The sequence below is a fragment of the Mesorhizobium sp. AA23 genome, assembly GCF_001672435.1.
Lineage (GTDB): Bacteria > Pseudomonadota > Alphaproteobacteria > Rhizobiales > Rhizobiaceae > Mesorhizobium.
On the sequence record NZ_LYTP01000023.1, the window covers coordinates 61635 to 84975 of the forward strand.

The 23341-nt window shown below is 61.4% G+C and carries 24 protein-coding genes, 1 tRNA gene and 1 pseudogene; 20 read left to right on the forward strand and 6 right to left on the reverse strand.

Going from position 1 to position 23341, the window contains the following annotated elements:
- The first annotated feature begins 2 nt into the window (after window positions 1-2).
- The 9 genes from A9K66_RS16980 to A9K66_RS17020 are packed head-to-tail and all read left to right on the forward strand — an operon-like array spanning window position 3 to window position 8370.
- Entirely contained in the window at window positions 3-311 is a 309-nt protein-coding gene (locus A9K66_RS16980) for a TrbC/VirB2 family protein (RefSeq protein ID WP_067325673.1), read from the forward strand.
- On the forward strand, window positions 311-583 hold the full coding sequence (locus A9K66_RS16985) for a VirB3 family type IV secretion system protein (RefSeq protein ID WP_067325676.1): 273 nt from the start codon (window positions 311-313) through the stop codon (window positions 581-583). Before A9K66_RS16980 ends, A9K66_RS16985 begins: the two co-directional genes overlap by 1 nt.
- Window positions 577-3027, forward strand: a complete 2451-nt coding sequence (gene trbE, locus A9K66_RS16990; RefSeq protein WP_067325679.1) for a conjugal transfer protein TrbE — start codon at window positions 577-579, stop codon at window positions 3025-3027. The genes A9K66_RS16985 and trbE overlap by 7 nt, the downstream gene beginning before the upstream one ends.
- Entirely contained in the window at window positions 3024-3749 is a 726-nt protein-coding gene (gene trbJ, locus A9K66_RS16995) for a P-type conjugative transfer protein TrbJ (RefSeq protein ID WP_067325681.1), read from the forward strand. The genes trbE and trbJ overlap by 4 nt, the downstream gene beginning before the upstream one ends.
- 33 nt (window positions 3750-3782) lie before the next feature.
- The gene (trbL, locus tag A9K66_RS17000) at window positions 3783-5105 is read left to right on the forward strand and encodes a P-type conjugative transfer protein TrbL (protein ID WP_067325685.1); all 1323 of its coding nucleotides are present in this window, start codon (window positions 3783-3785) and stop codon (window positions 5103-5105) included.
- On the forward strand, window positions 5106-5837 hold the full coding sequence (gene trbF, locus A9K66_RS17005; protein ID WP_067325688.1) for a conjugal transfer protein TrbF: 732 nt from the start codon (window positions 5106-5108) through the stop codon (window positions 5835-5837). It begins immediately after the preceding gene.
- Window positions 5827-6855, forward strand: a complete 1029-nt coding sequence (gene trbG / locus A9K66_RS17010) for a P-type conjugative transfer protein TrbG (RefSeq protein WP_067325690.1) — start codon at window positions 5827-5829, stop codon at window positions 6853-6855. The genes trbF and trbG overlap by 11 nt, the downstream gene beginning before the upstream one ends.
- 11 nt (window positions 6856-6866) lie before the next feature.
- Window positions 6867-8084, forward strand: a complete 1218-nt coding sequence (locus tag A9K66_RS17015) for a TrbI/VirB10 family protein (RefSeq protein WP_067325695.1) — start codon at window positions 6867-6869, stop codon at window positions 8082-8084.
- 13 nt (window positions 8085-8097) lie between these two features.
- Window positions 8098-8370, forward strand: coding sequence for a DUF2274 domain-containing protein (locus A9K66_RS17020; RefSeq protein WP_067325698.1), 273 nt, complete (start codon window positions 8098-8100; stop codon window positions 8368-8370).
- 185 nt (window positions 8371-8555) lie between these two features.
- Here A9K66_RS17020 and A9K66_RS17025 read toward each other — a convergent pair.
- A pseudogene (locus tag A9K66_RS17025) lies at window positions 8556-9596 on the reverse strand (radical SAM protein); the annotation flags it as partial.
- A 157-nt stretch (window positions 9597-9753) separates the two neighbouring features.
- Here A9K66_RS17025 and A9K66_RS17030 point away from each other — a divergent pair.
- A complete protein-coding gene (locus A9K66_RS17030; RefSeq protein WP_067325700.1) occupies window positions 9754-10509 on the forward strand; it encodes a Crp/Fnr family transcriptional regulator in 756 nt (251 codons plus the stop codon).
- A 3-nt stretch (window positions 10510-10512) separates the two neighbouring features.
- Here A9K66_RS17030 and A9K66_RS17035 read toward each other — a convergent pair whose 3' ends face one another.
- Window positions 10513-11043, reverse strand: coding sequence for a hemerythrin domain-containing protein (locus A9K66_RS17035; RefSeq protein WP_067325703.1), 531 nt, complete (start codon window positions 11041-11043; stop codon window positions 10513-10515).
- A 129-nt stretch (window positions 11044-11172) separates the two neighbouring features.
- Here A9K66_RS17035 and ccoN point away from each other — a divergent pair, with 129 nt between their 5' ends.
- From ccoN to A9K66_RS31635, 10 genes are all read left to right on the forward strand, one after another.
- Window positions 11173-12783: a cytochrome-c oxidase, cbb3-type subunit I gene (gene ccoN / locus A9K66_RS17040; protein ID WP_067325706.1), complete on the forward strand. Its 1611-nt coding sequence runs from the start codon at window positions 11173-11175 to the stop codon at window positions 12781-12783.
- Between the two features lie 11 nt (window positions 12784-12794).
- Window positions 12795-13526 (forward strand): cytochrome-c oxidase, cbb3-type subunit II, encoded by a 732-nt coding sequence (ccoO, locus tag A9K66_RS17045; protein ID WP_067325709.1) that lies wholly within the window; start codon window positions 12795-12797, stop codon window positions 13524-13526.
- A gap of 10 nt (window positions 13527-13536) precedes the next feature.
- Window positions 13537-13692: a CcoQ/FixQ family Cbb3-type cytochrome c oxidase assembly chaperone gene (locus tag A9K66_RS17050; protein WP_067002678.1), complete on the forward strand. Its 156-nt coding sequence runs from the start codon at window positions 13537-13539 to the stop codon at window positions 13690-13692.
- Entirely contained in the window at window positions 13689-14552 is an 864-nt protein-coding gene (gene ccoP / locus A9K66_RS17055) for a cytochrome-c oxidase, cbb3-type subunit III (protein ID WP_067325712.1), read from the forward strand. Before A9K66_RS17050 ends, ccoP begins: the two co-directional genes overlap by 4 nt.
- A gap of 211 nt (window positions 14553-14763) precedes the next feature.
- Window positions 14764-16323 carry a cytochrome c oxidase accessory protein CcoG gene (ccoG, locus tag A9K66_RS17060; RefSeq protein ID WP_067327012.1) on the forward strand — a complete coding sequence of 520 codons (1560 nt, stop codon included), beginning with the start codon at window positions 14764-14766 and terminating at the stop codon, window positions 16321-16323.
- On the forward strand, window positions 16320-16817 hold the full coding sequence (locus tag A9K66_RS17065; RefSeq protein WP_067325714.1) for a FixH family protein: 498 nt from the start codon (window positions 16320-16322) through the stop codon (window positions 16815-16817). Before ccoG ends, A9K66_RS17065 begins: the two co-directional genes overlap by 4 nt.
- Window positions 16814-19093: a cation-translocating P-type ATPase gene (locus A9K66_RS17070; protein ID WP_067325717.1), complete on the forward strand. Its 2280-nt coding sequence runs from the start codon at window positions 16814-16816 to the stop codon at window positions 19091-19093. Before A9K66_RS17065 ends, A9K66_RS17070 begins: the two co-directional genes overlap by 4 nt.
- Window positions 19090-19245 (forward strand): cbb3-type cytochrome oxidase assembly protein CcoS, encoded by a 156-nt coding sequence (ccoS, locus tag A9K66_RS17075; protein ID WP_067325720.1) that lies wholly within the window; start codon window positions 19090-19092, stop codon window positions 19243-19245. Before A9K66_RS17070 ends, ccoS begins: the two co-directional genes overlap by 4 nt.
- Before the next feature lie 178 nt (window positions 19246-19423).
- Window positions 19424-19618 (forward strand): DUF3363 domain-containing protein, encoded by a 195-nt coding sequence (locus A9K66_RS31630; protein WP_348626448.1) that lies wholly within the window; start codon window positions 19424-19426, stop codon window positions 19616-19618.
- 7 nt (window positions 19619-19625) lie between these two features.
- A complete protein-coding gene (locus tag A9K66_RS31635; protein ID WP_067325724.1) occupies window positions 19626-19865 on the forward strand; it encodes a hypothetical protein in 240 nt (79 codons plus the stop codon).
- Window positions 19866-20066: 201 nt separating this feature from the next.
- Here A9K66_RS31635 and A9K66_RS17085 read toward each other — a convergent pair whose 3' ends face one another.
- The 4 genes from A9K66_RS17085 to A9K66_RS17100 all read right to left on the reverse strand — a co-directional run bounded on the left by A9K66_RS17085 (window position 20067) and on the right by A9K66_RS17100 (window position 23303).
- Window positions 20067-20468 carry a hypothetical protein gene (locus A9K66_RS17085; RefSeq protein ID WP_067325727.1) on the reverse strand — a complete coding sequence of 134 codons (402 nt, stop codon included), beginning with the start codon at window positions 20466-20468 and terminating at the stop codon, window positions 20067-20069.
- Between the two features lie 194 nt (window positions 20469-20662).
- On the reverse strand, window positions 20663-22318 hold the full coding sequence (gene groL, locus A9K66_RS17090; protein ID WP_067325729.1) for a chaperonin GroEL: 1656 nt from the start codon (window positions 22316-22318) through the stop codon (window positions 20663-20665).
- Between the two features lie 69 nt (window positions 22319-22387).
- Entirely contained in the window at window positions 22388-22684 is a 297-nt protein-coding gene (gene groES / locus A9K66_RS17095) for a co-chaperone GroES (RefSeq protein ID WP_006203049.1), read from the reverse strand.
- Window positions 22685-23213: 529 nt separating this feature from the next.
- A tRNA-Ser gene (locus A9K66_RS17100) sits at window positions 23214-23303 on the reverse strand.
- Window positions 23304-23341 lie beyond the last annotated feature (38 nt).

A 23341-nucleotide genomic window follows, 5' to 3' on the forward strand; every position in this document is an offset into this window, starting at 1 on the left:
TCATGCGCAAGAAGCTTCGCTTTGTTTCGTCCACCGCGCTCGCGCTTCTAGTCACCGCCCCGGCATACGCGGCTGGTTCCGGCATGCCCTGGGAACAACCGCTGCAGCAAATTTTGGAATCGGTGCAGGGGCCGGTCGCCAAGATCGTCGCGGTGATCATCATCATCACCACCGGCCTGACGCTTGCCTTCGGTGACACGGCAGGCGGGTTCCGCCGGCTTATCCAGATCGTCTTCGGGCTGTCGATCGCGTTCGCGGCATCGAGTTTCTTCCTCTCCTTCTTCTCCTTTGGCGGCGGGGCACTCGTCTGATGGTCGCCGCAGAGCAGCACATCGAAGGGTTCGAGATCCCGGTTCATCGCGCATTGACGGAGCCGATCTTGCTGGGCGGCGCGCCGCGAGCGGTGGCGATTCTCAACGGCACGGTGGCCGCGGCAATAGGCCTTGGCTTACAGCAGTGGACTGCCGGGCTGGTGCTCTGGACCGCCGGGCACACGCTCGCGGTCTTTGCCGCAAGACGCGATCCCGATTTCGCCAGCGTGCTACTCCGCCACCTTCGCCTGAAGGGCTGGCTTGCATGCTGAACCTTTCGGAATATCGCGGCAAAGGCGACCGGCTTGCCGACCATCTGCCTTGGGCTGCTCTTGTCGCTCCGGGCATTGTGCTCAATAAGGATGGCAGCTTTCAGCGGACCTTCCGGTTTCGCGGCCCCGATCTCGAAAGCGCGACGGAAGCCGAGCTCGTCGGCATCTGCGCGCGAGCGAACAATGCGCTCAGACGACTTGGCTCCGGCTGGGCATTGTTCTTCGAGGCGGAGCGCATCGAAGCGCTGGGCTATCCGCAATCGCGTTTTCCCGACGCCGCGTCGTGGCTGGTCGACGAAGAACGCCGCGCGGCCTTTGAGGGCAAGGTGGCGCATTTCGAAAGCCGTTATCACCTGACCTTGCTGTTCATGCCATCGCCCGACAGCCAGGCGCGGGCGGAAAGCGCGCTCGTCGACTCGCATCATTCCGAAGGCGAACGAGACTGGCGCCAGGAGATGGCGCGGTTCCGTGACGAGACCGACCGTGTGCTGGACCTTCTGTCCGGCTTCATGCCCGAAGTGCGCGCGCTCGAGGATGCCGAGACGCTAACCTACCTGCACGGCACAATCGCGACCCGCCGCCATCCGGTCGCAGTGCCGGAAACGCCGATGTATCTCGACGGCTTCCTGGTCGACGTGCCGCTTACCGGCGGCCTGGAACCGATGCTGGGCGAGCAGTATCTGCGTACGCTCACCATCCTCGGCTTCCCGAACCTCACCCGGCCCGGGATCCTCGACGCCCTCAATCATCAGGATTTTGCCTATCGCTGGGTATCGCGGTTCATTCCGCTCGACAAGACTGCCGCCACGAAGACGCTGACACGGTTGCGGCGGCAGTGGTTTGCCAAGCGCAAGTCAATCTCGGCCATCCTGCGCGAGGTTGTGACCAACGAACCGGTCCCTCTCGTGGATAGCGATGCTGACAACAAGGCGCTCGATGCCGATGACGCGCTTCAAGCATTGGGTGGCGATCATGTCGGCTTCGGCTATCTCACCACGACCGTGACGGTGTGGGACGAGGATCGCCACGCCGCCGCGGAGAAACTCCGCGCGGTCGAGCGCATCGTCAACGGACTCGGTTTCACCACGATCCCGGAGAGCGTCAACGCGGTCGAGGCGTGGCTCGGGTCGCTGCCAGGTCATGTCTATGCCAATGTTCGCCAGCCACTCGTTCATACGCTGAACCTTGCCCATCTTATGCCGCTGTCGTCGGTTTGGGCCGGCCCGGCGACGAACGAGCATGTCGCGAAAGTCACCCAGATCGACGCCCCGCCGCTTCTCTTCGCCGAGACGAGCGGGTCAACTCCGTTCCGGCTTTCCACCCATGTCGACGATGTCGGTCACATGCTGATCGTTGGTCCGACCGGCGCCGGCAAGTCGGTGCTGCTTGCGCTGGTAGCTCTGCAGTTCCGACGCTATGCCGGCGCCCAGGTCTATGTCTTCGACAAAGGCAATTCGGCTCGAGCGGCAACGCTCGCCATGGGTGGAGAGCACCACGCACTCGGCGCGGATGGCGCGGTTGCCTTCCAGCCCCTGCGCGACATCAGCGACCCCGCGACGCGCAGCTGGGCGGCCGAATGGATCGCCGGCCTCATTGCCCATGAGAACGTCACCGTCACTCCGGAAGTGAAGGAGGCCATCTGGTCGGCACTTACCAGCCTATCTACAGCGCCGGCGCAGGAACGCACCCTGACCGGCCTGTCCGTCCTGCTTCAGTCCAATGCGCTGAAGTCTGCCTTGATGCCCTACACACTCGACGGTCCCTACGGCCGGCTGCTCGATGCCGATGATGATCGGCTGGCCTTGTCCGATGTGCAGTGTTTCGAGACCGAGCAACTGATGCACAGCCAGGGCGCTGTCACGACGCCGGTGCTCACCTATCTCTTCCATCGTCTTGAGGAGCGGTTCGACGGACGGCCGACACTGCTCATGCTCGACGAGGCGTGGGTCTATCTTGACAATCCGCTCTTTGCCGCCCGCATCCGCGAATGGCTGAAGGTGCTGCGCAAGAAGAACGTCTCGGTCATCTTCGCCACGCAGTCGCTTGCCGACATCGCCGGCTCGGCAATAGCGCCGGCAATCATCGAGAGCTGCCCTCAGCGCATCTTTCTTCCCAATGATCGTGCCGTGGAACCGCAGGCTAGGGCAGCCTACGAACGCTTCGGTCTCAACGAGCGGCAGATCGAGCTTGTCGCTCGCGCCACACCGAAGCGCCAGTACTATCTACAGTCGCGCCGCGGCAACCGGCTCTTTGAGCTTGGCCTCGGCCCGATTGCTCTCGCCCTTTGCGGTGCCTCCGATCCTGCCAGCCAGACGCTAATCGGTAGCGTGCTGTCCGAGCACGGGCAGGACGGCTTTGTCGCTCGGTTCCTGAATGCGCGCGGACTCGATTGGGCCGCCGAGCTTCTCAAGCAATTCCCTCAACCCATGGAGCAATCGTCATGATGCGGCGCCGTTTTCTCTCCACCCTGATCACTATTTCTCTGATCGCCAAGCCGATGGCCGACTATGTCCAGCCGGCCTATGCACTCATCGTGTTCGATCCCTCGAACTACGCGCAGAACGTTCTGACGGCGGCGCGCTCGTTGGAGCAGATCAACAACCAGATCCAGTCGCTGCAGAACCAGGCAACCATGCTACAGAACATGGCACGCAATCTTCAGAGTTTGGATTTCTCCTCCGTGGGTCAGCTGACCGGCGCGCTGCATCGCATCGATGGACTGATGGACCAGGCGAGCGGCCTGAGCTTTGATCTGGACAAGCTCAAGAACCAGTGGCGCAACCAATATCCGGAAAGCTACGACGCCACCATCAAGGTCAGCAATGTGGCGAGCGCCGCGCGCGAACGCTGGCAAAGCGCCATGCAGGCGTTCCGACAGACCATGGGTGTGCAGTCGCAGATCGTCGAGAATGTCCGAGGCGACGGTGACCTGCTTGCCGATCTCGTCAACCGCAGCCAAGGGGCGGCCGGCGCCCTTGAGGCAAGCCAGGCCACCAATCAGCTGATCGCGCTTTCGACCAAGCAGCAGATGCAGATCCAGACGCTGCTTGCGACGCAGTTTCGGGCTGAGGCTGAGGATGCCGCCCGCAAGGCGCAGTCCGAGGAAGCCGCCCGCGAGACGACAAAGCGCTTCCTGGGCACCGGCACGGCCTATCCCGGCAACTGATCACCAGTTCTTCAATACGAGAGAGGTGGCGGCGTGAACGACCTCGGGGTCATTGATCGCTTCATGGAGACTTTTATCGGCTATATCGATAGCGGGTTCGGTCTACTTTCGGGCGACGTCGCCTTCCTCACTACGACTTTAATTGGCATCGACATCACGCTTGCCGGCCTGGCCTGGGCATTCGGCGGCGAGCCCAACATTCTAGCCCGCCTCATCCGCAAGGTCCTCTATGTCGGCGTCTTCGCCTTCATTCTGAACAATTTCAAAAACCTTGCCGACATCATCTATCGGTCCTTTGCCGGTCTCGGCATCAATGCCTCTTCCGGCAATCTCTCCGCCGACAATCTGCTGCATCCAGGCCGCATTGCCGCGACGGGCTTCGAGGGCGCGTGGCCGCTTCTCGATCAGGCGAGCCAGTTGCTTGGTTTCCCCGAAATTTTTGGCAACGCGCTCACCATCTTCGTGCTGCTCTTGGCCTGGTTCCTGGTCATCATCGCCTTTTTCATTCTCTCCATCCAGCTCTTCATCACCATCCTGGAATTCAAACTCACCACGTTGGCAGGCTTCGTTCTCGTGCCCTTCGCGCTGTGGAACCGCTCGTCGTTTCTGGCCGAGCGCGTGCTCGGTAATGTGATCTCGTCGGGCATCAAGGTGATGGTGCTCGCCGCCATCGTCGGTATCGGGTCCACGCTCTTCGGCGAGTTCGCTTCAGCGCTGCAGGGCAAGGAGCCGGACTTGGCCGCTGCCATGTCGCAGGTGCTCGGGGCGCTGGCGCTGCTTGGGCTAGGCATTTTCGGCCCTGGGATCGCCTCGGGTCTCGTCTCCGGCGCGCCACAACTTGGCGCGGGCGCAGCACTTGGGACTACCGCGGCAGCGGCCGGTGCATCGCTCGTTGCCGGAGGTGCGGCATTCGCCGGCGCGCGCATGGCAACTGGCGGCGGGCTTGCCGCCATCCGAGCCGGCACGACCATTGGCTCGGCAGCTTCCTCGGCATGGCAGTTGGGACGAGCAACCTCGCCCGAGACCGGCCTGTCCGGTGTGGCTGCTGGAATGCAGGGCGTGGCGGGTGCCGCCAGCGGCGCCGCGATGCGAGTAGCACGATCTGCCGCGGGAGGGTTCGCGCGCAGCGCCGATTCCGGGCGCGAAGCCGCATGGACCGCGACCGGCGGTGCGCCGACCGCGTCAATGGCCGGAAGTCCAGCCAGTACCGCCGCTAACGCCGCGCCCATCTGGGCGAGGCGCTTGCGTTCCGAGCAGACCGCTCGTGCTCATCGCCACGCCGCCGTGCAGGCCGTCCGCGACGGTGACAGACCGGGCGGCAGCGCCAATCCCTCTCTCAATGACAAGGACAACTAGATGCTCTTCAAGCGACCCGTTCAACGTTACGGCAAGACGCCCGAGCCGGTCACGCCGTATCAGAAGGCCGCCCAGGTGTGGGATGAGCGCATCGGCTCATCGCGGGTGCAGGCCCGGAACTGGCGGCTGATGGCTCTTGGCTGCCTGGCTTTGACGACTGGGCTCTCCGGCGAACTCGTGTGGCAGTCGATGCACAGCCGTATCGTGCCATACGTCGTCGAGGTCGACCGCTTCGGTGAGGCGCTCTCCGTTGCACCGGCAATCCGGGACTACGAGCCGTCCGATGCACAGATCGCCTGGCATCTCGGCCGCTTTATCCAGAATGTCCGTTCCGTCTCCACAGATCCGGTGCTGGTGCGGCAAAACTGGTTGGCGGCCTACGACTTTGCCACCGACCGGGCGGCGCTCTTCCTCAACGAGTACGCCAAGGCGAACGACCCCTTCGGTCAGATCGGCACGCGCAGCGTGTCGGTGCAGGTGACCAGCGTGATCAGGGCTTCCGACAGCTCGTTCCAGGTCAAATGGACTGAGCAGGTTTTTGAGCGCGGCAGCCTTGCCAGCACGACGCGCTGGACGGCGATCCTCACCATCGTGATTCGCCCGCCGAGCAATACCGACCAGCTGCGCAACAACCCGCTCGGCGTCTTCGTCAATGCCATCGACTGGTCGCGTGAGCTCGACAGCGCCGCGCCGACATCCGTTTCCCCGAAGGAGCCTGCAAATGAAAAATAGAGTCCCATCATTCCGTGCCGCGCTACTCCTGTCCGCGTCAGCAGCCGTCCTTCCCGCTTGCGCCTCGAAGCCGGTGCCACCGCCTGAGATTTCCTACGATGCTGCCGACTTCAAACCAGCCGCGATCGAAAAGCCGCCGGAGAAGCCGGTGAAGATTGTCCAAGTCCCAAAGCCGCTACCGCTCCCGGGCCAGTTGCAGCCCGATCCGGATAAGGTTGCTGAGGAAAAGCGCTCTCCCGAAGACCGGGTCTCCGATGCCAACAAGGCTGCGACGCAGCAACCCACCAAATACGGCTATGTCAACGCGGTACAGGTCTATCCCTTCTCTGATGGAGCGCTTTATCAACTCTACGCCGCGCCGGAGCGCGTCACCGATATCGCTCTACAGCCGGGCGAGAAATTAACAGCCGTGTCGGCTGGCGATACCGTGCGCTGGGTGATTGGCGACACCGTCAGCGGCACCGGCGACAGTCAGCGCACCCATGTGCTGGTCAAACCTTTTGCGCCGGGGCTTAGCACCAATCTGGTGATCACCACGGAACGCCGGACATACCACCTGCAGCTTCAAAGCACCGAGAAAACTGCAATGGCGGCGATCTCCTGGACCTATAGCGAAGACCAGATCATTGCGTTGCGCCAGCGCAATGCGCAGGCCGACGCCGCCATGCCGGCAGCTTCAAATGTGGCGCTCGAAAACATTCGCTTCCGCTACTCGATCAGCGGTGACACGCCGCCTTGGCGGCCGACGCGTGCCTTCGACGACGGCAACAAGGTTTATATCGAATTCCCGCGGCGCATCGATCAGGGTGAGGCACCGCCACTCTTCATCGTCGGTGCTGACGGGAGCAACCAGCTCGTCAATTACCGCATGCGCGGGAACTATTACATCGTCGATCGTCTCTTTGCCGCCGCCGAATTGCGCCTCGGCGTCAAGCAGCAGCAAGTGGTCCGCATCACCAGGATCGACGGCCGGCAACCGCCGCGGCGAATACGGCTCTTTGCGCCGTCCAGCAGGTGAGGAGAGCGCTCATGACCGATACTTCCCGACCAGATGCACCGCCGAAACTCGACCCCGAGCAGCTGCAGTTGCGGGCTTCTCCCCGCCGCGCGGTGCGGTTCAGGCGCGGCGTGATCGTCGCTATCGCTGCAGTTGGGTCCGGCGCAATTCTGGGCGTCACGATGATAGCGCTTCAGGGGCCGGCGTTGCGTATCAAAGAGCGGGCGGAAGACCTCTACAACACCGAACGTAAGCCAACCGCGGAGGGACTTGAAACGCTTCCCAAGGACTATTCCGTAATGAAGCCGAAGCCTCCCGTGCTTGGGCCACCTCTGCCCGGCGATCTCGGCCGCCCCATTCTTGAACGCCAGCGACAGCTTGGCATCGCCCCGGGGCAGGAGGCCTCCGCCGAGGAGCAGCGGCTTGCCCAGCAGGCGATCGAGGCACGTGAGTCGCAAGTCATGTTCCGGATCGAAAACCGGCCCAGGGAAACGAATGTCGCCGACAATGCGCAGGGAGCGCGGCCGCCGTTTGAAGCACCACTTGCACAACCGGATGCGGGAGACGCAAGGGCTTCCGTTGCACCGGCTGAGGGTGATCAGAACAATCAGCAGCGCAAGCTCGACTTTGTCAGCCAGCAGAGCACAAATGGGATCTACAATCCGCACGCGCTGCAGACTCCGGCTTCGCCCTATCAGCTGATGGCCGGCAGCGTGATCGCCGCAAGCCTCATCACCGGCATCAATTCCGACCTGCCTGGCCTCGTGGTTGCACAGGTTACCGAGAATGTGCACGACACAGTCACCGGCAGCACCTTGCTCATCCCGCAGGGCTCGCGGCTCATCGGCACCTATGACAGTGTCGTCGCTTTTGGACAGAAGCGCGCGTTGCTAGTCTGGCAGCGCATTGTGATGCCGGACGGGTCGTCGATTGAAATCGACAATCTGCCAGCGACAGATACTGCCGGCTATGCAGGGCTGGAGGACCAGGTGGATTTCCACACTTGGCAGCTGATCAAGGGAGTTGCTCTAGCCACGCTGCTGGGCGTCGGCACCGAGTTGAGCTTTGGGGACAACGAAAGCGATCTGCTCAAGGCAATCCGCGAATCCACTCAGCAGAACGTCAGTCAAGCTGGCCAGCGCCTCACCGAAAAAAACCTCAATATTCAACCCACCATCACCGTCCGTCCTGGTTGGCCGCTCCGCGTCATCGTGCACAAGGACATCGTGCTACGACCATACATAAATTGAATAGGAGCCGCTCATGGCGAACCTGAAATTAGGAAAGCTTCCGGACCGGACGCCTTCCAAGATCACCATCACCGTCAGCGCGGGCCTCAGCCAAGCACTGAAGGACTACGCGGCGCTTTACCGTCAGACCTACAATGAGTCTGAGACAGTAGCTGAGCTCATTCCATTCATGCTGGTCGGGTTCTTGGAAGGCGATCGCGCGTTTGCCAAGGCCAGAAAGGAAAGCTTGCCTGCCGCCGGCATGTCAGAGAAATCGCGACGCGTGTCAGGTTCAGGTTCCGAGTAATTATAAAGTTGGTCAATGGCGCAAGCCGCAGCGCTGAGTAGCGGAAGCCGCAACGAGGTGCGTCGCTGACATTCAGTGAAAGAATGGGCCGAACAATCCAACCTCCTTGGGCGGATACAAAGTGGAGCCCTGCCTACAGGTTCCGGCCGGCCCTCTGCCATGCGACCCCCTACGGTCATCTTCGGAAACGCGATGCCGCGGGCCGCAGCCAGCCCGGCATTGGCGACCAGGCGCCCGCACCGGGCGGTCGACGGCATGTTCTGCACGTAGCCCTGGCGAAAAGCGCCCGATGGAGGAAGGACCAACGCCGATGAGCGTTTCGCAGCGATCCTCGGTGTAGCCCTGGAAATTGCGGCGAATTGTTCCCGCGCGAGCCGAGATTGCAAGCGCATCATCCGGCCTAGCGAAATGGTCTTCCGGCGCCCATGATCAGATGGGCGGCAATTTGCGACTGAGCGAACCGTTCGGCCGGACCCGGCAACCATGCCTCGTCGATCATAGTCTGATGCTTCTTGAACAGGTGCCGAACAGCGCCATCCGGTCAGGCTCCAGAGTCAGCGCCTGCGCCACGGTGGAACAGACGCTCTCCCTGGTCTGATGCGGCAGACCGTAAAGCAGATCGAGGTTCACGGACCCTACGCCGCGAGAGCGAATGTCGACAACCGCCTTGGTCTGCAAAAAGCTCTGCTCGCGGTTGATCGCCTTCCGCACTTCCGGATCGAAATCCTGCACGCCGAGGCTCGCCCGCGCCATGCCGATCTCGGAAAGTGCATCAAGGCGGGCTTCGTCCATGTCGTGGGGTTCGATTTCGACGCTGATCTTCGCATCGGCAAGAAAATCGAAGCTATCCCGCAGGACAGTTCCCAGGGCTATCATATCCTCGGGCTTCAGCATGGTCGGCGAGCCGCCGCCGAAATGCACAGCGCGGACATGGGCCTTGCCGCTGACAAGACCGGCGACAGTCGCGACTCCGCGTGAAGTGAGCGGAGATACGCAGCCCCCGGCTCGTAGTGGCGGGTCTGCTTTGTATGGCACGCACAGAACCAGCAGAGCCGGTCGCAATGAGGAATGTGCAGGTAGAGCGAGACCTCGTCACCGGTTTCGAGCGCCTTAAGCCAGTTTCGATAGGCATCAGCTTCGACGTCCGGATGGAAATGCGGCGCGGTCGGGTGACTGGTATAAGGCGGGACGTCCTCGCCAAGCCTGGCAGCTAATTCCGGTCTCATTTGGTGGTCCGCCGTTTTTGCCTCGCCGGAAGTCTGGACGCGTTGAAGAGTCAAAGGCCTGATTTCGGTCAGCCTCCAGCACGGACAAACTGCCGCAAGGATTTCTCTGCCATCGCTTGCTATCCTGCCGAAACTTGGGATCGATAGCGCGAGCGTAATGACAGTACAGCAGGACATTCACAGTTCCGGCATTCCCGTTCTTTGCCTGTCTTGCGCCGCACGGCATCGCGGGATCTGTGGTGCGCTCGATCCAAACCATTTGGTTGGGCTCGCCAAGACTTCGTCGCGGCACAAAATCGAGCCGGGGGTCGAACTGATCGCCGACGCCGCGGCTGTCGACAGCTATTCAAACATGCTTTCAGGCGTTGTGAAGCTGACGAAGTGCCTTTCGGACGGCCGCCAGCAGATTGTCGGTCTTCGGTTCGCACCGGATTTTCTGGGATGGCCCTTCAAGGTGAAAAGCACGATCAATGTGGAAGCGGCAACCTCCGTCTCGCTGTGCTCGTTTCCGAAGGCGGCCGTTGAACGAATAATGAAGGAATCACCGGAACTCCAGCTTCGCCTGCTCAAGCAGACGCTGAACGAACTCGACGAGGCACTTGAATGGATGGTGACTCTCGGGCGCAAGACCGCACCCGAGAAGGTGGCGAGCTTTCTCCTCATGATCGCCCAGAATATGGATTCCAGTATCGACCCGGCGGCTAGGTCCTCATGCTTCGATCTGCCGCTGACACGTGCCGACATCTCTGATTTCCTTGGACTGACGAACGAGACCGTGAGCCGCCAGCTTACGCGATTGCGGGCTGACGGCGTGATCCGGATCGAGAACAAACGCCATGTAACGGTGGACAGCATGAGCCGGCTGGAGCAGCGCTGCGGCGGCCGAGGCGCGTGGCAGCTGACCTTTGAATGAGACCTAAGCGCCGGGGTCTACGTCGCTTATTGCGATCCGCGGCAGGACGTGCTCGCGTTCGAAAGCGATGTGTCGCCGCAAGCCTTCGAAGAAGCCTCGTAGCATGAACCCGACAGCTTCCGGGCTCTCTATCGCATCACCATGACCGATCGCTAGGAGCGTTTCGGCCACCTCGCTAGCGAAGCATTGATCCTCAAGGTGCTCGACGCGCAACCGGCTGGTAGAGGCAAGTTTGGCCTCGGCCGGGGTCAAGTGCGCCTCATACGCAGGGAAAATCTCCGTCTCCTCAAACCCATGAAACAGCGGAACGATTTTCTTGGCCGTTCCAAGACATTTGAGGCGATCGACGTTCGGCAGCGCATCGGCAATGCTTTCCAGCGAGTCGCAGAGATTCAGCTTTTCCCGATGGGCACGCTTCATGACCTCGCCCGGAATCGCCTGTGTGCCGGCCCGGCGCGAGGAAGCTGCACTTGTCCATGAGTGGGGTGGCCCGTGCTGCGTTTCCTTGTTCAAATCGCCACCTTCTGATTGCACCGAACTCGATGCTGCCCGAAGCAAAATCGTGCTGCCCTGACATGGATCAGGGCGAGCAGGCGGCAACTGCGGAATTAATGCACCGCGGATTTAGCGTCCGCGCATTGGAATCCTGGTCGGGGACATGTCATGAAATTCGGCACAGAGATCGTCCTTTTAAGCCTGTTTGCCTTTGCGGCCCTGGTGGCTGCCGGCTTTGGCGTAGAAGGACCCTTTCGCCAGCACATGTGGGTTCTGTTCTTCGCACTGACTGGCTTCATCGCGATGTTGCTGCGCAATTGGGATTTCAAGCCCGTGGGGCCGATCGACCCCTCCGCCTACATGGATGGTCCGCTCCGCTACGGGGCCATCGCAACGGTGTTTTGGGGTGTCGTCGGCATGCTGGTCGGCGTCATTATCGCGCTTCAACTCGCCTTCCCCGACCTTAACATCCCACCCTGGTTCAATTTCGGCCGTTTGCGTCCGCTGCACACATCGGGAGTCGTCTTCGCCTTCGGCGGCAACGCGCTGCTTTGCACATCGCTCTATGTAGTCCAGCGCACCTGCCGCGCCCGGCTGTTTGGCGGCAATCTGGTCTGGTTTGTGTTCTGGGGTTACCAGCTGTTCATCGTCATGGCCGCGACCGGCTACCTGCTCGGCATCACCGAGAGCCGGGAATACGCCGAACCCGAATGGTATGTGGACCTCTGGCTGACCATCGTCTGGGTCGCCTATCTCATCCTGTTCCTCGGCACCATCCTGAAGCGCAAGGAACCGCATATCTACGTCGCCAACTGGTTCTATCTATCCTTCATCGTGACCATCGCGATGCTGCATGTGGTCAACAACCTGTCGATGCCGGCCTCTTTCCTCGGCTCGAAGAGCTACTCCGCCTTCTCCGGCGTCCAGGACGCCTTGACGCAATGGTGGTATGGCCACAATGCGGTCGGCTTCTTCCTGACGGCCGGCTTCCTTGGCATGATGTATTATTTCGTGCCCAAGCAGGCTAGCCGGCCGGTCTATTCCTACCGGCTGTCGATCATCCACTTCTGGGCGATCATTTTTCTCTACATCTGGGCCGGCCCGCACCACCTGCATTACACCGCCTTACCCGACTGGGCGCAGACGCTAGGCATGGCATTCTCGATCATGCTGTGGATGCCGTCATGGGGCGGCATGATCAACGGCCTGATGACGCTGTCAGGCGCCTGGGACAAGCTGCGCACCGATCCGATCATCCGCATGATGGTGATGGCAGTCGCCTTCTACGGCATGTCGACCTTCGAGGGTCCGATTATGTCGATCAAGACGGTCAATTCGCTATCGCACTACACGGACTGGACCATTGGCCATGTCCACTCAGGTGCGCTCGGCTGGGTCGGCATGATCTCGTTCGGCGCGATCTACTACATGGTGCCGAAACTGTGGAACCGTGACCGGCTCTATTCGATACGGCTCGTCACCTGGCACTTCTGGCTGGCGACGCTGGGGATCGTCGTCTACGCCGCGGTGATGTGGGTGTCCGGCATCATGCAGGGCCTGATGTGGCGCGAATACGACGAGCAGGGGTTCCTGGTCTACTCCTTCGCCGAAACCGTCGCCGCCATGCACCCCTACTACGTCATGCGCGCCATCGGCGGGGCGATGTACCTCTCCGGCGCCATGATCATGGCCTGGAACATCGCTATGACCATCCTCGGATACCGGCGCGAAGAGCAACCAATGCCGGGTTCCGAGCCCGCCCTCCGGCCTGCCGAATAGGGAGCCAGACAATGGGCTTGACGGACAAACACGCGATCATCGAGAAGAACGCCACGCTTCTTCTCGTTGGCTCTCTTCTTGTCGTGACCGTCGGCGGCATAGTCGAAATCGCACCGCTGTTCTATCTCGACAACACGATCGAGAAGGTCGAGGGCATGCGCCCCTATTCGCCGCTCGAACTCGCCGGACGCAACATCTATGTGCGCGAGGGCTGCTACCTCTGCCATAGCCAGATGATCAGGCCTTTCCGGGACGAGGTCGAACGCTACGGCCACTACAGCCTGGCGGCTGAGTCCATGTACGACCACCCCTTCCAGTGGGGCTCGAAGCGCACCGGCCCTGACCTTGCACGAGTTGGCAACCGCTATTCCAACGAATGGCACGTTCAGCACCTTGTGGATCCACGTTCGGTGGTGCCGGAATCTATCATGCCTCGCTATGCCTTCCTGAAGGACGCGCCGATCGAGGTGAAGGACTTCTCGACGCATCTGGTTGCGAACGCGCGTGTTGGCGTCCCGTACTCCGATGACCTGATCGCGCACGCTAATGCCGATCTAATGGCCCAGGCCGACCCGAATGCCGATAGCTCCGGCCTCGAGAAACGCTATCCGAAAGCCAAGGTCGGCGATCTGGACGGCAATCCGCAGCAGGTGACCGAGATGGATGCCCTCGTCGCCTATCTGCAAATGCTGGGAACACTGGTCGATTTCAAGACCTATGACGATGCAGCCGGCTACCGCTGAGGGGGACGCAATGAGCTATGATTTGATGCGGGAATTCGCGGACAGCTGGGGTCTGCTTGCCATGTCGCTCTTCTTCGTCGGCAGCATTGCCTTTGCCTTGCGTCCCGGCGGCAAAACACAGGCCGAGCAAGCCGCCCAGATTCCACTTAAGGGCGACCGATCATGAGCGACGAGCACATCGACGAAGTCTCGGGCATCTCAACGACCGGTCATGAATGGGACGGGATAAGGGAGCTCAACAATCCATTGCCCCGATGGTGGGTGATAACCTTCTACATCACCGTTGGTTGGGCGGTGGCTTATACAATTGCGTATCCGGCTTGGCCCATGCTGTCTTCCGCAACCAAGGGTGTGCTTGGATATTCCAGCCGCAACGATGTCAAGAACGAGCTGGCGGCGGCGGAAGCGGCGAAAGGCAAATACGCCGCGGCGGTGGAGTCGAAAAGCGTCTCTGAAATCGCCTCGGACTATGCCTTGCGCGAATTCGCGGTCGCGGCCGGCGGCGCCGCATTCAAGGTCAACTGCACGCAGTGCCATGGCTCCGGCGCCCAAGGGTCGAAGGGTTTTCCAAACCTGAACGACGATGACTGGCTGTGGGGCGGCACGACCGAGCAGATCCAGCAAACGATCGCGCACGGCATCCGCTTCGCGTCAGATCCGGACACGCGCCTGTCGGAAATGCCGGCCTTCGGCGACATCATCACCGCCGATCAGATCGCACAGGTGAGCGCCTACGTTGCCACCCTGTCCGGCAAGGTCCGCGATGCAAGTCTGATTGAACCCGGCGCCAAGATCTTCGCCGAAAACTGCGTCGCCTGTCACGGCGACAATGCAAAGGGCAACAGGGAACTCGGCGCACCCGACCTGACCGACGCGATCTGGCTCTACGGGTCGGGCGAGACAGCCGTCGCCGTCCAGGTCCGTGCGCCGAAGCACGGCGTCATGCCGGCCTGGATCGGGCGTCTCGGCGAGACCAAGGTTAAGGAACTTGCGGTTTATGTCCATTCGCTTGGCGGCGGAGAATAGGAACGGAAGCCTATTCTCGGCCCTCCCCCGCCAAGCGACGAGGCCCGGCTTTGCCGGGCCTCGACACCATTCCGGCATGCGGCGATTGACCCTGCTGCAAGACGGCGCGGCCCCATTCGGGGAAGCGGGCTCACTTCAGACCGGACGTCTGTCGAAGCAGACAAGTCCGTCGCACGACGTTGTCATAGGCCGCGGGCAAGTGGAGATACACGTGCTGGATAAAACGCAAATGGAGCGGCTCGAGGCAAATGCGGGCAACTCCGCCAAGACACGACAGCCGCTCTATGCACCGCGCAAGAAAATCTTCCCCAAGCGCGCCTCGGGTAGCTTCCGCCGCTTCAAGTGGCTGGTGATGGCGATCACGCTGGGCATCTACTATCTGACACCCTGGCTGCGCTGGGATCGAGGTCCGTTTGCTCCTGATCAGGCAGTGCTGATCGATCTTGCCAACCGCCGCTTCTACTTCTTCTTCATCGAGATATGGCCGCAGGAATTCTACTATGTCGCCGGCCTTCTGATAATGGCCGGCATCGGCCTCTTCCTGATCACGTCCACCGTCGGCCGCGCCTGGTGCGGCTATATCTGCCCGCAGACGGTATGGGTCGATCTTTTCCTGGTGGTGGAGCGGGCGATCGAAGGCGATCGCAATGCCCGCATAAAGCTCGACGCCGGCCCATGGACGATGCGCAAACTGGTACTGCGCGTATCGAAGCACGCCATCTGGCTGGTCATAGCAGCAGCCACCGGCGGCGCCTGGATCCTCTATTTCGCCGACGCGCCAACGCTGATCAGCGAGGTACTCACCGGCACCGCCGCTCCGGTCGCCTACGTCACCATCGCGGTGCTGACGGCGACCACCTACACGTTCGGCGGGCTGATGCGCGAGCAAGTCTGCACCTACATGTGCCCGTGGCCGCGCATCCAGGCTGCCATGCTCGACGAGAATTCGCTCACAGTGACCTACAATGACTGGCGCGGCGAACCTCGTTCGAGGCACGCCAAGAAGGCCCAGGGGGCGGGGCAGCGGGTCGGCGACTGCGTCGATTGCAATGCCTGTGTCGCGGTGTGCCCGATGGGGATCGACATTCGCGACGGCCAGCAGCTCGAATGCATTACCTGCGCGCTGTGTATCGACGCCTGCGACGGCGTCATGGACAAGCTCGGCAAGGAGCGTGGGCTGATCTCCTACGCGACGCTCTTCGACTACAACGCCAACATGATGCTGGCGACAGCAGGCGGCTCCAGTTCGATCAATCCGTCGCTGGTCAGGACTGCTGTCGGCACCTTCTGCGATCAGGTGGCGTATTTTCACATTCGCAAGATCTTTCGGCCGCGCACCTACGTCTACATGGCCCTGTGGCCGCTGATCGGGCTGGGCCTGTTCTATTCGCTGCTGACGCGCGATCGGCTCGAACTGAACGTGCTGCATGACCGCAATCCACAGTTCGTCACGCTGTCCGACGGTTCGATCCGCAATGGCTATACCGTCAAACTGCTCAACATGATCCCCGAGCCAAGGACAATCATTGTCGCGATGCAGGGCTTGCAGGGAGCCGAAATGAGCGTCGTCGGCAGTGATCTGCCGGCAGATCGCTTCTTCGGCATCGCGGTCGAACCCGACCGGCTGAAGATGCTGAAGGTTTTCGTGCGCCAGCCAGCGGGTGAGGTGCGGCATGCTGCACAAACCTTCAAGTTCCGGGTCGAGGACAAGGCGAACTTCGAATCGGACGAATACACGGCCACCTTCAACGCACCGGAGATCGCCAGATGAGCGCCAATACGCAAAAGACGCGTGAGTTCACCGGCAGGCACATGCTGCTCACCATTCTCGGCTTTTTCGGCGTGGTCATCGCCGTCAACCTGACCATGGCGACGCTCGCCAGCAAAAGCTGGACCGGCCTTGTCGTCGAGAACACCTATGTGGCCAGTCAGCAATTCAACAAAAAGGCCGAGGAAGGGCGCGCGCAGGCGGCACTCGGCTGGACCGGCAACCTGACGATCGCTCGGAGTGAGGTCCGCTACAGCTTGAGCGATGCCACCGGCAAGCCTGTCCCCTTGCATGGCGTGAAGATACTGTTTCGTCATCCCGCTTATGAGGCCGAGGACAAGTCCGTCACTCTTGCCCTTGCTTCGGCTCAGGAGTTTGCAGCACCGGACGTGCCCAAGGATGGCGTCTGGATCGTCGAAGTCGATGCCGACGCCGGTCTCGCGGAGCCCTATCGCGACGTTCGCCGGATCATGATTTCGCAAGGAGCGCTGCAATGAGCTGCTGTGCACCCGGCGCGGAACTGCCGCTGGATCTGACCGGTACCACATCGGTCCTGCCGTCTGGCCAGGAGATCAGGTTGGCGAGCCGCTTGGTTGGCGACGGTCTTCGCCAGACCGACCTTTCAGTTCCGACGGTTCGTTGCGCAGCCTGCATCCAGACGATCGAGAAGGCGTTGGGAAAGCTCGATCGCGTCGAGAGCGCCCGCGTCAACCTGTCGACGAAACGGGTCTCGGTCAGGTGGCGTGGTGACGAGGTGCCGCCGTTCGTCCTCGCGCTTGGGCGGCTAGGCTACCAGGTGCATCTGTTCGACCCCGAGGTTGGCGACAAGAACAAGACGCTATCCGAACTGATCCGCGCGGTCGCGGTTGCTGGTTTTGCGGCGGGCAACATCATGCTGCTTTCGGTCTCGGTCTGGTCCGGCGCCGAAGGCGCGACCCGCGACTTGTTCCACTGGGTCTCGGCGCTGATCGCGATCCCGGCGCTTGCCTTCGCCGGCGGCATTTTCTTCCGCTCGGCCTGGAACGCGCTGCGCCACGGCAGCATGAACATGGACGTGCCGATCGCGGTCGGGGTGTCGCTCGCCTACGCCATGAGCCTCTATGAGACGATCAATCATGGCGATCAAGCCTATTTCGACGCGTCGGTATCGCTGCTGTTCTTCCTGTTAATCGGGCGTACGCTGGATCACGTCATGCGCGAGCGGGCCCGGACCGCCGTAAACGGCCTGTCGCAGCTGGCGGCGCGTGGTGCCATGGTGCTGCGCGGCGACGGCGCGCGCGACTACCTGCCGGTTGTCGAGATCGAACCGGGAATGCAGCTGCTCATCGCTGCGGGCGAAAGGATTCCTGTCGACGGAAAGATCATTCGGGGATCATCGGATCTCGACTGCTCCCTGGTCTCCGGCGAAAGCACGCCTAGAAACGTGGCGCCAGGCGTAGCCGTGCAGGCTGGCGTACTCAACCTTACCGGCTCCCTGACGATCGAGGCGACAGCCGCCGCGAAGGACTCGTTCCTGGCGGAAATGGTTCGGTTGATGGAGGCGGCGGAGGGCGGCCGCTCGCCCTATCGACGCATCGCTGATCGTGTCTCCGCCCTCTATGCGCCGGTGATCCATCTCACAGCCTTAATAACATTCATCGGTTGGATGGTTGCGGTCGGCGACTGGCACCTGGCAATGACGATTGCAATTGCCGTTCTCATCATCACGTGCCCATGTGCGCTCGGCCTCGCCGTGCCGATCGTGCAGGTGGTCGCGGCGCGGCGTCTGTTCGAAAGCGGCATCATGGTCAAGGACGGTTCGGCCATGGAGCGCCTGGCGACGATGGATACGGCGGTGTTCGACAAGACCGGAACACTCACGCTCGGACAGCCCCGGCTCGTCAATGCGTCGTCGATCGATCCGGCCCTGCTGGCAATCGCCGCCGATATGGCCGCGCATTCGCGTCATCCGTTTTCAAAGGCCATAGCCGGTTTTGCCGCTGCTGGCGGGCAGCACAAGTTCGATGCCGTCACAGAGCATCCGGGGTTTGGAATCGAAGCCACTGTCGCCGGAAGTATCTGGCGGCTGGGCCGGCGCGGATGGGCTAGATGGAAGGCCCGAACCGATGGCGAAAGCGGGCATGGCGGAACAGTCCTGACGAAAGACGGGGGCATTGTCGCATCCTTCGTTTTCGAGGATGCGTTGCGGCCCGATGCCAGGGCCGCCTTGGCGCAGTTGAACGATGCCGGGGTCTCGGTCGAAATGCTGTCGGGCGATACCGCAGACGCCTGTGGCGATGTCGCAAGATTATTGGGCATCGACCGTTTTGTTTCGGCGCTGCTGCCGTCCGGGAAGGCTGAGCGGATCGAAGTGCTGACCAAGGCCGGCCACAAGGTCCTGATGGTGGGCGACGGGCTCAACGACAGCCCAGCGCTAGGCGCGGCGCACGTCTCGATCGCTCCAGCCACCGCCGCCGATGTCGGCCGCAACGCCGCCGATTTCGTGTTCCTGCGTGAAAGCCTTTCGGCGGTACCCCTTGCGCTGGACGTCTCGCGGAAGGCAGGGCGGCTGATCCGCCAGAACATAGCCATCGCGATCATCTACAACGCCGTTGCCGTTCCGATCGCCATCCTCGGCCACGTCACACCGTTGATCGCGGCGGTCGCGATGTCCGCCTCATCGCTGCTGGTGATCGGAAACGCGCTGCGGCTGCAGGGCTTTATGCTCGCCGAGCTGACAAGGGCTTCTTCGGCAACGCGTTCCGGCATTCGCTCATCAGCGCGGCCGTCATGACGACACTCGTCTACCTCATACCAGTCGCCCTATTTTTTGGCGCACTGGGGCTGTCTGGCTTTCTATGGGCGTTGAGAAGTGGCCAATATGAGGATCTTGATGGAGCCGTTGAGCGCATCCTCATCGACCAGGACGGCAAGCCGGGACGCTGAGCCAGATCGCTGTCCCGACGCTGTGCGCATGCCGGCCGTCAGCCGACTCGGAATAACGATTGAGGCTCCGCAACCAGCTAAGCCACCCTTGAGGTAGATTTGTGAAAAGCCCCGTCGCTCGAAGGACTGCGTCGCCGGTTCCGCCCCAACATAGACGCGGCCAATGTCGCGGCCGCCCATGGCGGGCGCTACAACATCGACATTCAAACCGAGGCATGATCTGGTCCGCCACCGAACGCTTCGCCGAAACCCCGTGCGGAGGCCGGAACCGATCCGCCGCGCGACCGGCGGCGTGGCGCGCGAAGCGGACCGCACTTGGATCATCGCGCCGGACCATCTCGATCGTGTCGCCGATTCCGGGAATCCATATTAGATCGGAAATGGGTGCAACGCTTGAACCGCCAACGAGGCAGGCCGCGATTGTAAAGGCAACCGAATATTTCTGCTGCAAGATCATCATTCAGATTCGTTTCGAATCCATGCTCGGTCAAAAGATCGCGATCAGTGTGGCCTGCAGCTACATCCATTTTTTGCCCACGCTGCCAGTTCGGCCCGAGCCTTTTCTGGCCAATCATGCAGAGGTGGCCAGACCTGCGGACACGAAAACCATTGCCTCCTGAAGGCCTCACATATGCGGGGTGCAAGCCGTTCCGACATAGTCGTCGCCGACGAATTGCCGGAACCAGCCCCGTCGAGCGTTTCGCGGTATGCCTTAAGGTCGGTTCCGAGTAGGTCACTGATTGCCCGGCCTATGTTGCAAAGCCCTTATCCATGTCTGATTGCTTCGCCGTAAAAGTTCGGACGGATGTTTGATGGTGAGTTCACGTAAGGATTTCGACGGACGGCCCCTCGGTAAGCCCGGCGGATGGCGTCCACACCCATGCTTTGCCAACCCTTCCGGCGCTTGGGGCAATGGAAAATGTAATCACAGTATCTTGAACCTTGCGGGTTACCAACGCGCAGTCGGTGCCCTCGATTGGCCCGTCAATGCGAGGGTTGCTGTTGGTTGGAAACGACACGACGAAGGGCGATACTTCACACGAGGCGCCGCCGGAGAGACTGTTGCCGATCAATGTTGGAATTCTGCCCACCAGCGCAATTTCGTCTATGGTGAGCCTACCGTCTGTAATGGTGGGTTTCCCGTCGAGATGCATCGTCTCCTCGGTCTTGCCGTAAATTTCGACTGAATGACCAAATAGAATGGCGTTGAAATCATCTGCCATTGAGAGGTGTGAGGCTGGGGATGACAATTAGCGCGAGAGGTTTCTCAAGCTACTTCGCATTGGACGGCCTTAGTCTTTTGGATCTGAAAGTGCCGCCGTATGTAGCCTTGTGGATGGGCGATCGGACTTGGCTCCGTGTCAGAGAAAAGGGCGGCATCGCTGCCGCCCCTCGAGATTGTTGAGGTGAGTGGACCTTAGAAATCCATACCCCCCATACCACCCATGCCGCCGCCGGGCATGCCGCCAGGCATGCCGCCGCCAGCCGACTCCTTCTTCGGGGCTTCGGCGATCATGGCTTCGGTGGTGACGAGCAGGCCGGCGACCGAGGCCGCGTCCTGGAGAGCCGTGCGCACGACCTTGACCGGGTCGACGATGCCCATGGCGATCATGTCGCCATACTCGCCGGTCTGGGCGTTGAAGCCAAAGGTCGCGCCCTTGTTCTCGAGGATCTTGCCAGCAACGATCGAAGCTTCGGCGCCCGCGTTCGCGGCGATCTGGCGGGCAGGAGCCTGCAGTGCGCGACGAACGATGGCGATGCCGGCGGTCTGGTCGGAGTTGGCGCCGCTGACAGTGATGGCCAGCGAAGCGCGCAGCAGCGCGACGCCGCCGCCGGGAACGATGCCTTCTTCGACGGCCGCGCGGGTCGCGTTGAGGGCGTCATCGACACGGTCCTTCTTTTCCTTGACTTCCACCTCGGTCGCGCCGCCGACGCGGATCACCGCGACGCCGCCCGCGAGCTTCGCAAGACGCTCCTGCAGCTTCTCCTTGTCGTAGTCCGAGGTGGTCTCCTCGATCTGCTGCTTGATCTGGGCGACGCGGCCCTGGATCTCTTCTTTCTTGCCAGCACCGTCGACGATGGTGGTGTTCTCCTTGGAGATCGACACCTTCTTGGCGCGGCCGAGCATGTTGAGGCCGACATTCTCGAGCTTGATGCCGAGGTCTTCCGAGATGACCTGGCCACCGGTGAGGATCGCGATGTCTTCCAGCATGGCCTTGCGGCGGTCACCGAAGCCCGGCGCCTTGACGGCGGCGATCTTCAGGCCACCGCGCAGCTTGTTGACGACCAGCGTGGCCAGAGCCTCGCCTTCGACGTCTTCCGAGATGATGATCAGCGGCTTCGAGGTCTGCACGACAGCCTCGAGGATTGGCAGCATGGCCTGCAGGTTGGAGAGCTTCTTCTCGTGGAGGAGGATGTAGACGTCCTCGAGATCGGCAACCATCTTGTCGGCATTGGTGACGAAGTAGGGCGAGAGATAGCCGCGGTCGAACTGCATGCCTTCGACGACTTCGAGCTCGGTCTCGGCGGTCTTGGCTTCCTCGACCGTGATGACGCCCTCGTTGCCGACCTTCTGCATCGCTTCGGCGATCATCGAGCCGACCGAAGCATCGCCATTGCCGGCGATGGTGCCGACCTGGGCAACCTCTTCCGAGGTCTTGATCTTCTTGGCGTTCTTGATCAGCGTCGCGACGACGTCGCTAACCGCGAGATCGATGCCGCGCTTCAGGTCCATCGGGTTCATGCCGGCGGCAACCGCCTTGTGGCCTTCCTGGACGATCGACTGCGCCAGTACGGTCGCGGTCGTGGTGCCGTCGCCGGCGATGTCGTTGGTCTTCGAAGCGACTTCGCGGACCATCTGCGCGCCCATGTTCTCGAACTTGTCTTCAAGCTCGATTTCCTTGGCGACGGTGACGCCGTCCTTGGTGATGCGCGGGGCGCCGAACGACTTGTCGATGACGACGTTGCGGCCCTTGGGGCCGAGCGTGACCTTCACCGCGTCGGCGAGGATGTTGACGCCGCGCAGCATGCGCTCGCGGGCATCACGGGAGAATTTTACGTCTTTGGCAGCCATGTTTAACTCCTGGCAGGGGCTCGGATCGAGCCCGAAGATTCAAGATTCAGTTGACGGTGAGGCCGATATTCAGCCGATGATGCCCATGATGTCGGATTCCTTCATGATCAGAAGGTCTTCGCCATTGAGCTTGACTTCAGTGCCCGACCACTTGCCGAACAGGATGCGGTCGCCGGCCTTGACGTCCAGCGGCACGAGCTTGCCGGCTTCGTCGCGGGCGCCGGAACCGACGGCGATGATCTCGCCTTCCTGCGGCTTTTCCTTAGCCGTATCGGGGATGATGATCCCGCCGGCGGTCTTGGATTCGGATTCGACCCGACGAACGACCACGCGGTCATGCAGCGGCCGGAACTTCGACTTTGCCATTTTGGATATCCCTGGTGCGGAGGTTGAAAGGTTCTCCGTTGCCGGAGCCGGTTAGCACTCGCCAGCGGGGAGTGCTAACATGGCGGTGAGATAGGCTGTAGGTTCGTCCTGGTCAAGACGGATGAGCGGACAGCCGAAGAGCAAAAGATTTGGAATCGACACGGAAGCCTGGCCTCCATTACGGGCGCATCCCACTGCCTAAGCGCGTTTCGGCCGTCAGCTCTGGGCCGATTTTTGTGTCTTATTTGGAATGTGAAATTATGTGAAATTAACGGCCGAGCCGTCGGCCGCATCCATAAACTTGGGGTCGCAACGAGCGCTCATCGCTTCGGCAGGCACTTGCAAAAGGCGCTCTGAGAGTAGTCGCTCACCGATCTCAATGGGGTTCCCCGTTTTACGATGGGAATGGCATCCCGGCTGGATGTCTCATGCCGTCGCATGCTGTCTAAATCAATAGCATCCTGCATGATGGGCTTTTTGGCGGGTAAGTTCTGAAATTCGCTCTAAATTATTGATTTTGTTTATGAACTGGCGGAGAGAGCGGGATTCGAACCCGCGTTACGGTTTCCCGTAAACACACTTTCCAGGCGTGCGCCTTCAACCACTCGGCCACCTCTCCGTCTTGCATGTCGCGTCGGCCGGTTTCGCCGCGCGGGT

Excerpts from the sequence above, each read along its gene's own strand:
- A9K66_RS17030 (WP_067325700.1), top strand. The coding sequence starts at position 9,754 with ATGACAGTACAGCAGGACATTCACAGTTCCGGCATTCCCGTTCTTTGC.
- A9K66_RS17065 (WP_067325714.1), top strand. The coding sequence starts at position 16,320 with ATGAGCGCCAATACGCAAAAGACGCGTGAGTTCACCGGCAGGCACATG.
- A9K66_RS31630 (WP_348626448.1), top strand. The coding sequence starts at position 19,424 with ATGGCGGGCGCTACAACATCGACATTCAAACCGAGGCATGATCTGGTC.
- A9K66_RS17070 (WP_067325717.1), top strand. The coding sequence starts at position 16,814 with ATGAGCTGCTGTGCACCCGGCGCGGAACTGCCGCTGGATCTGACCGGT.
- ccoS (WP_067325720.1), top strand. The coding sequence starts at position 19,090 with ATGACGACACTCGTCTACCTCATACCAGTCGCCCTATTTTTTGGCGCA.
- ccoO (WP_067325709.1), top strand. The coding sequence starts at position 12,795 with ATGGGCTTGACGGACAAACACGCGATCATCGAGAAGAACGCCACGCTT.
- trbF (WP_067325688.1), top strand. The coding sequence starts at position 5,106 with ATGCTCTTCAAGCGACCCGTTCAACGTTACGGCAAGACGCCCGAGCCG.
- groL (WP_067325729.1), bottom strand. The coding sequence starts at position 22,318 with ATGGCTGCCAAAGACGTAAAATTCTCCCGTGATGCCCGCGAGCGCATG.
- A9K66_RS16980 (WP_067325673.1), top strand. The coding sequence starts at position 3 with ATGCGCAAGAAGCTTCGCTTTGTTTCGTCCACCGCGCTCGCGCTTCTA.
- ccoP (WP_067325712.1), top strand. The coding sequence starts at position 13,689 with ATGAGCGACGAGCACATCGACGAAGTCTCGGGCATCTCAACGACCGGT.
- A9K66_RS17020 (WP_067325698.1), top strand. The coding sequence starts at position 8,098 with ATGGCGAACCTGAAATTAGGAAAGCTTCCGGACCGGACGCCTTCCAAG.
- A9K66_RS31635 (WP_067325724.1), top strand. The coding sequence starts at position 19,626 with ATGGGTGCAACGCTTGAACCGCCAACGAGGCAGGCCGCGATTGTAAAG.
- trbJ (WP_067325681.1), top strand. The coding sequence starts at position 3,024 with ATGATGCGGCGCCGTTTTCTCTCCACCCTGATCACTATTTCTCTGATC.
- groES (WP_006203049.1), bottom strand. The coding sequence starts at position 22,684 with ATGGCAAAGTCGAAGTTCCGGCCGCTGCATGACCGCGTGGTCGTTCGT.
- A9K66_RS17085 (WP_067325727.1), bottom strand. The coding sequence starts at position 20,468 with ATGGCAGATGATTTCAACGCCATTCTATTTGGTCATTCAGTCGAAATT.
- trbE (WP_067325679.1), top strand. The coding sequence starts at position 577 with ATGCTGAACCTTTCGGAATATCGCGGCAAAGGCGACCGGCTTGCCGAC.
- trbG (WP_067325690.1), top strand. The coding sequence starts at position 5,827 with ATGAAAAATAGAGTCCCATCATTCCGTGCCGCGCTACTCCTGTCCGCG.
- A9K66_RS16985 (WP_067325676.1), top strand. The coding sequence starts at position 311 with ATGGTCGCCGCAGAGCAGCACATCGAAGGGTTCGAGATCCCGGTTCAT.
- ccoN (WP_067325706.1), top strand. The coding sequence starts at position 11,173 with ATGAAATTCGGCACAGAGATCGTCCTTTTAAGCCTGTTTGCCTTTGCG.
- A9K66_RS17050 (WP_067002678.1), top strand. The coding sequence starts at position 13,537 with ATGAGCTATGATTTGATGCGGGAATTCGCGGACAGCTGGGGTCTGCTT.
- A9K66_RS17015 (WP_067325695.1), top strand. The coding sequence starts at position 6,867 with ATGACCGATACTTCCCGACCAGATGCACCGCCGAAACTCGACCCCGAG.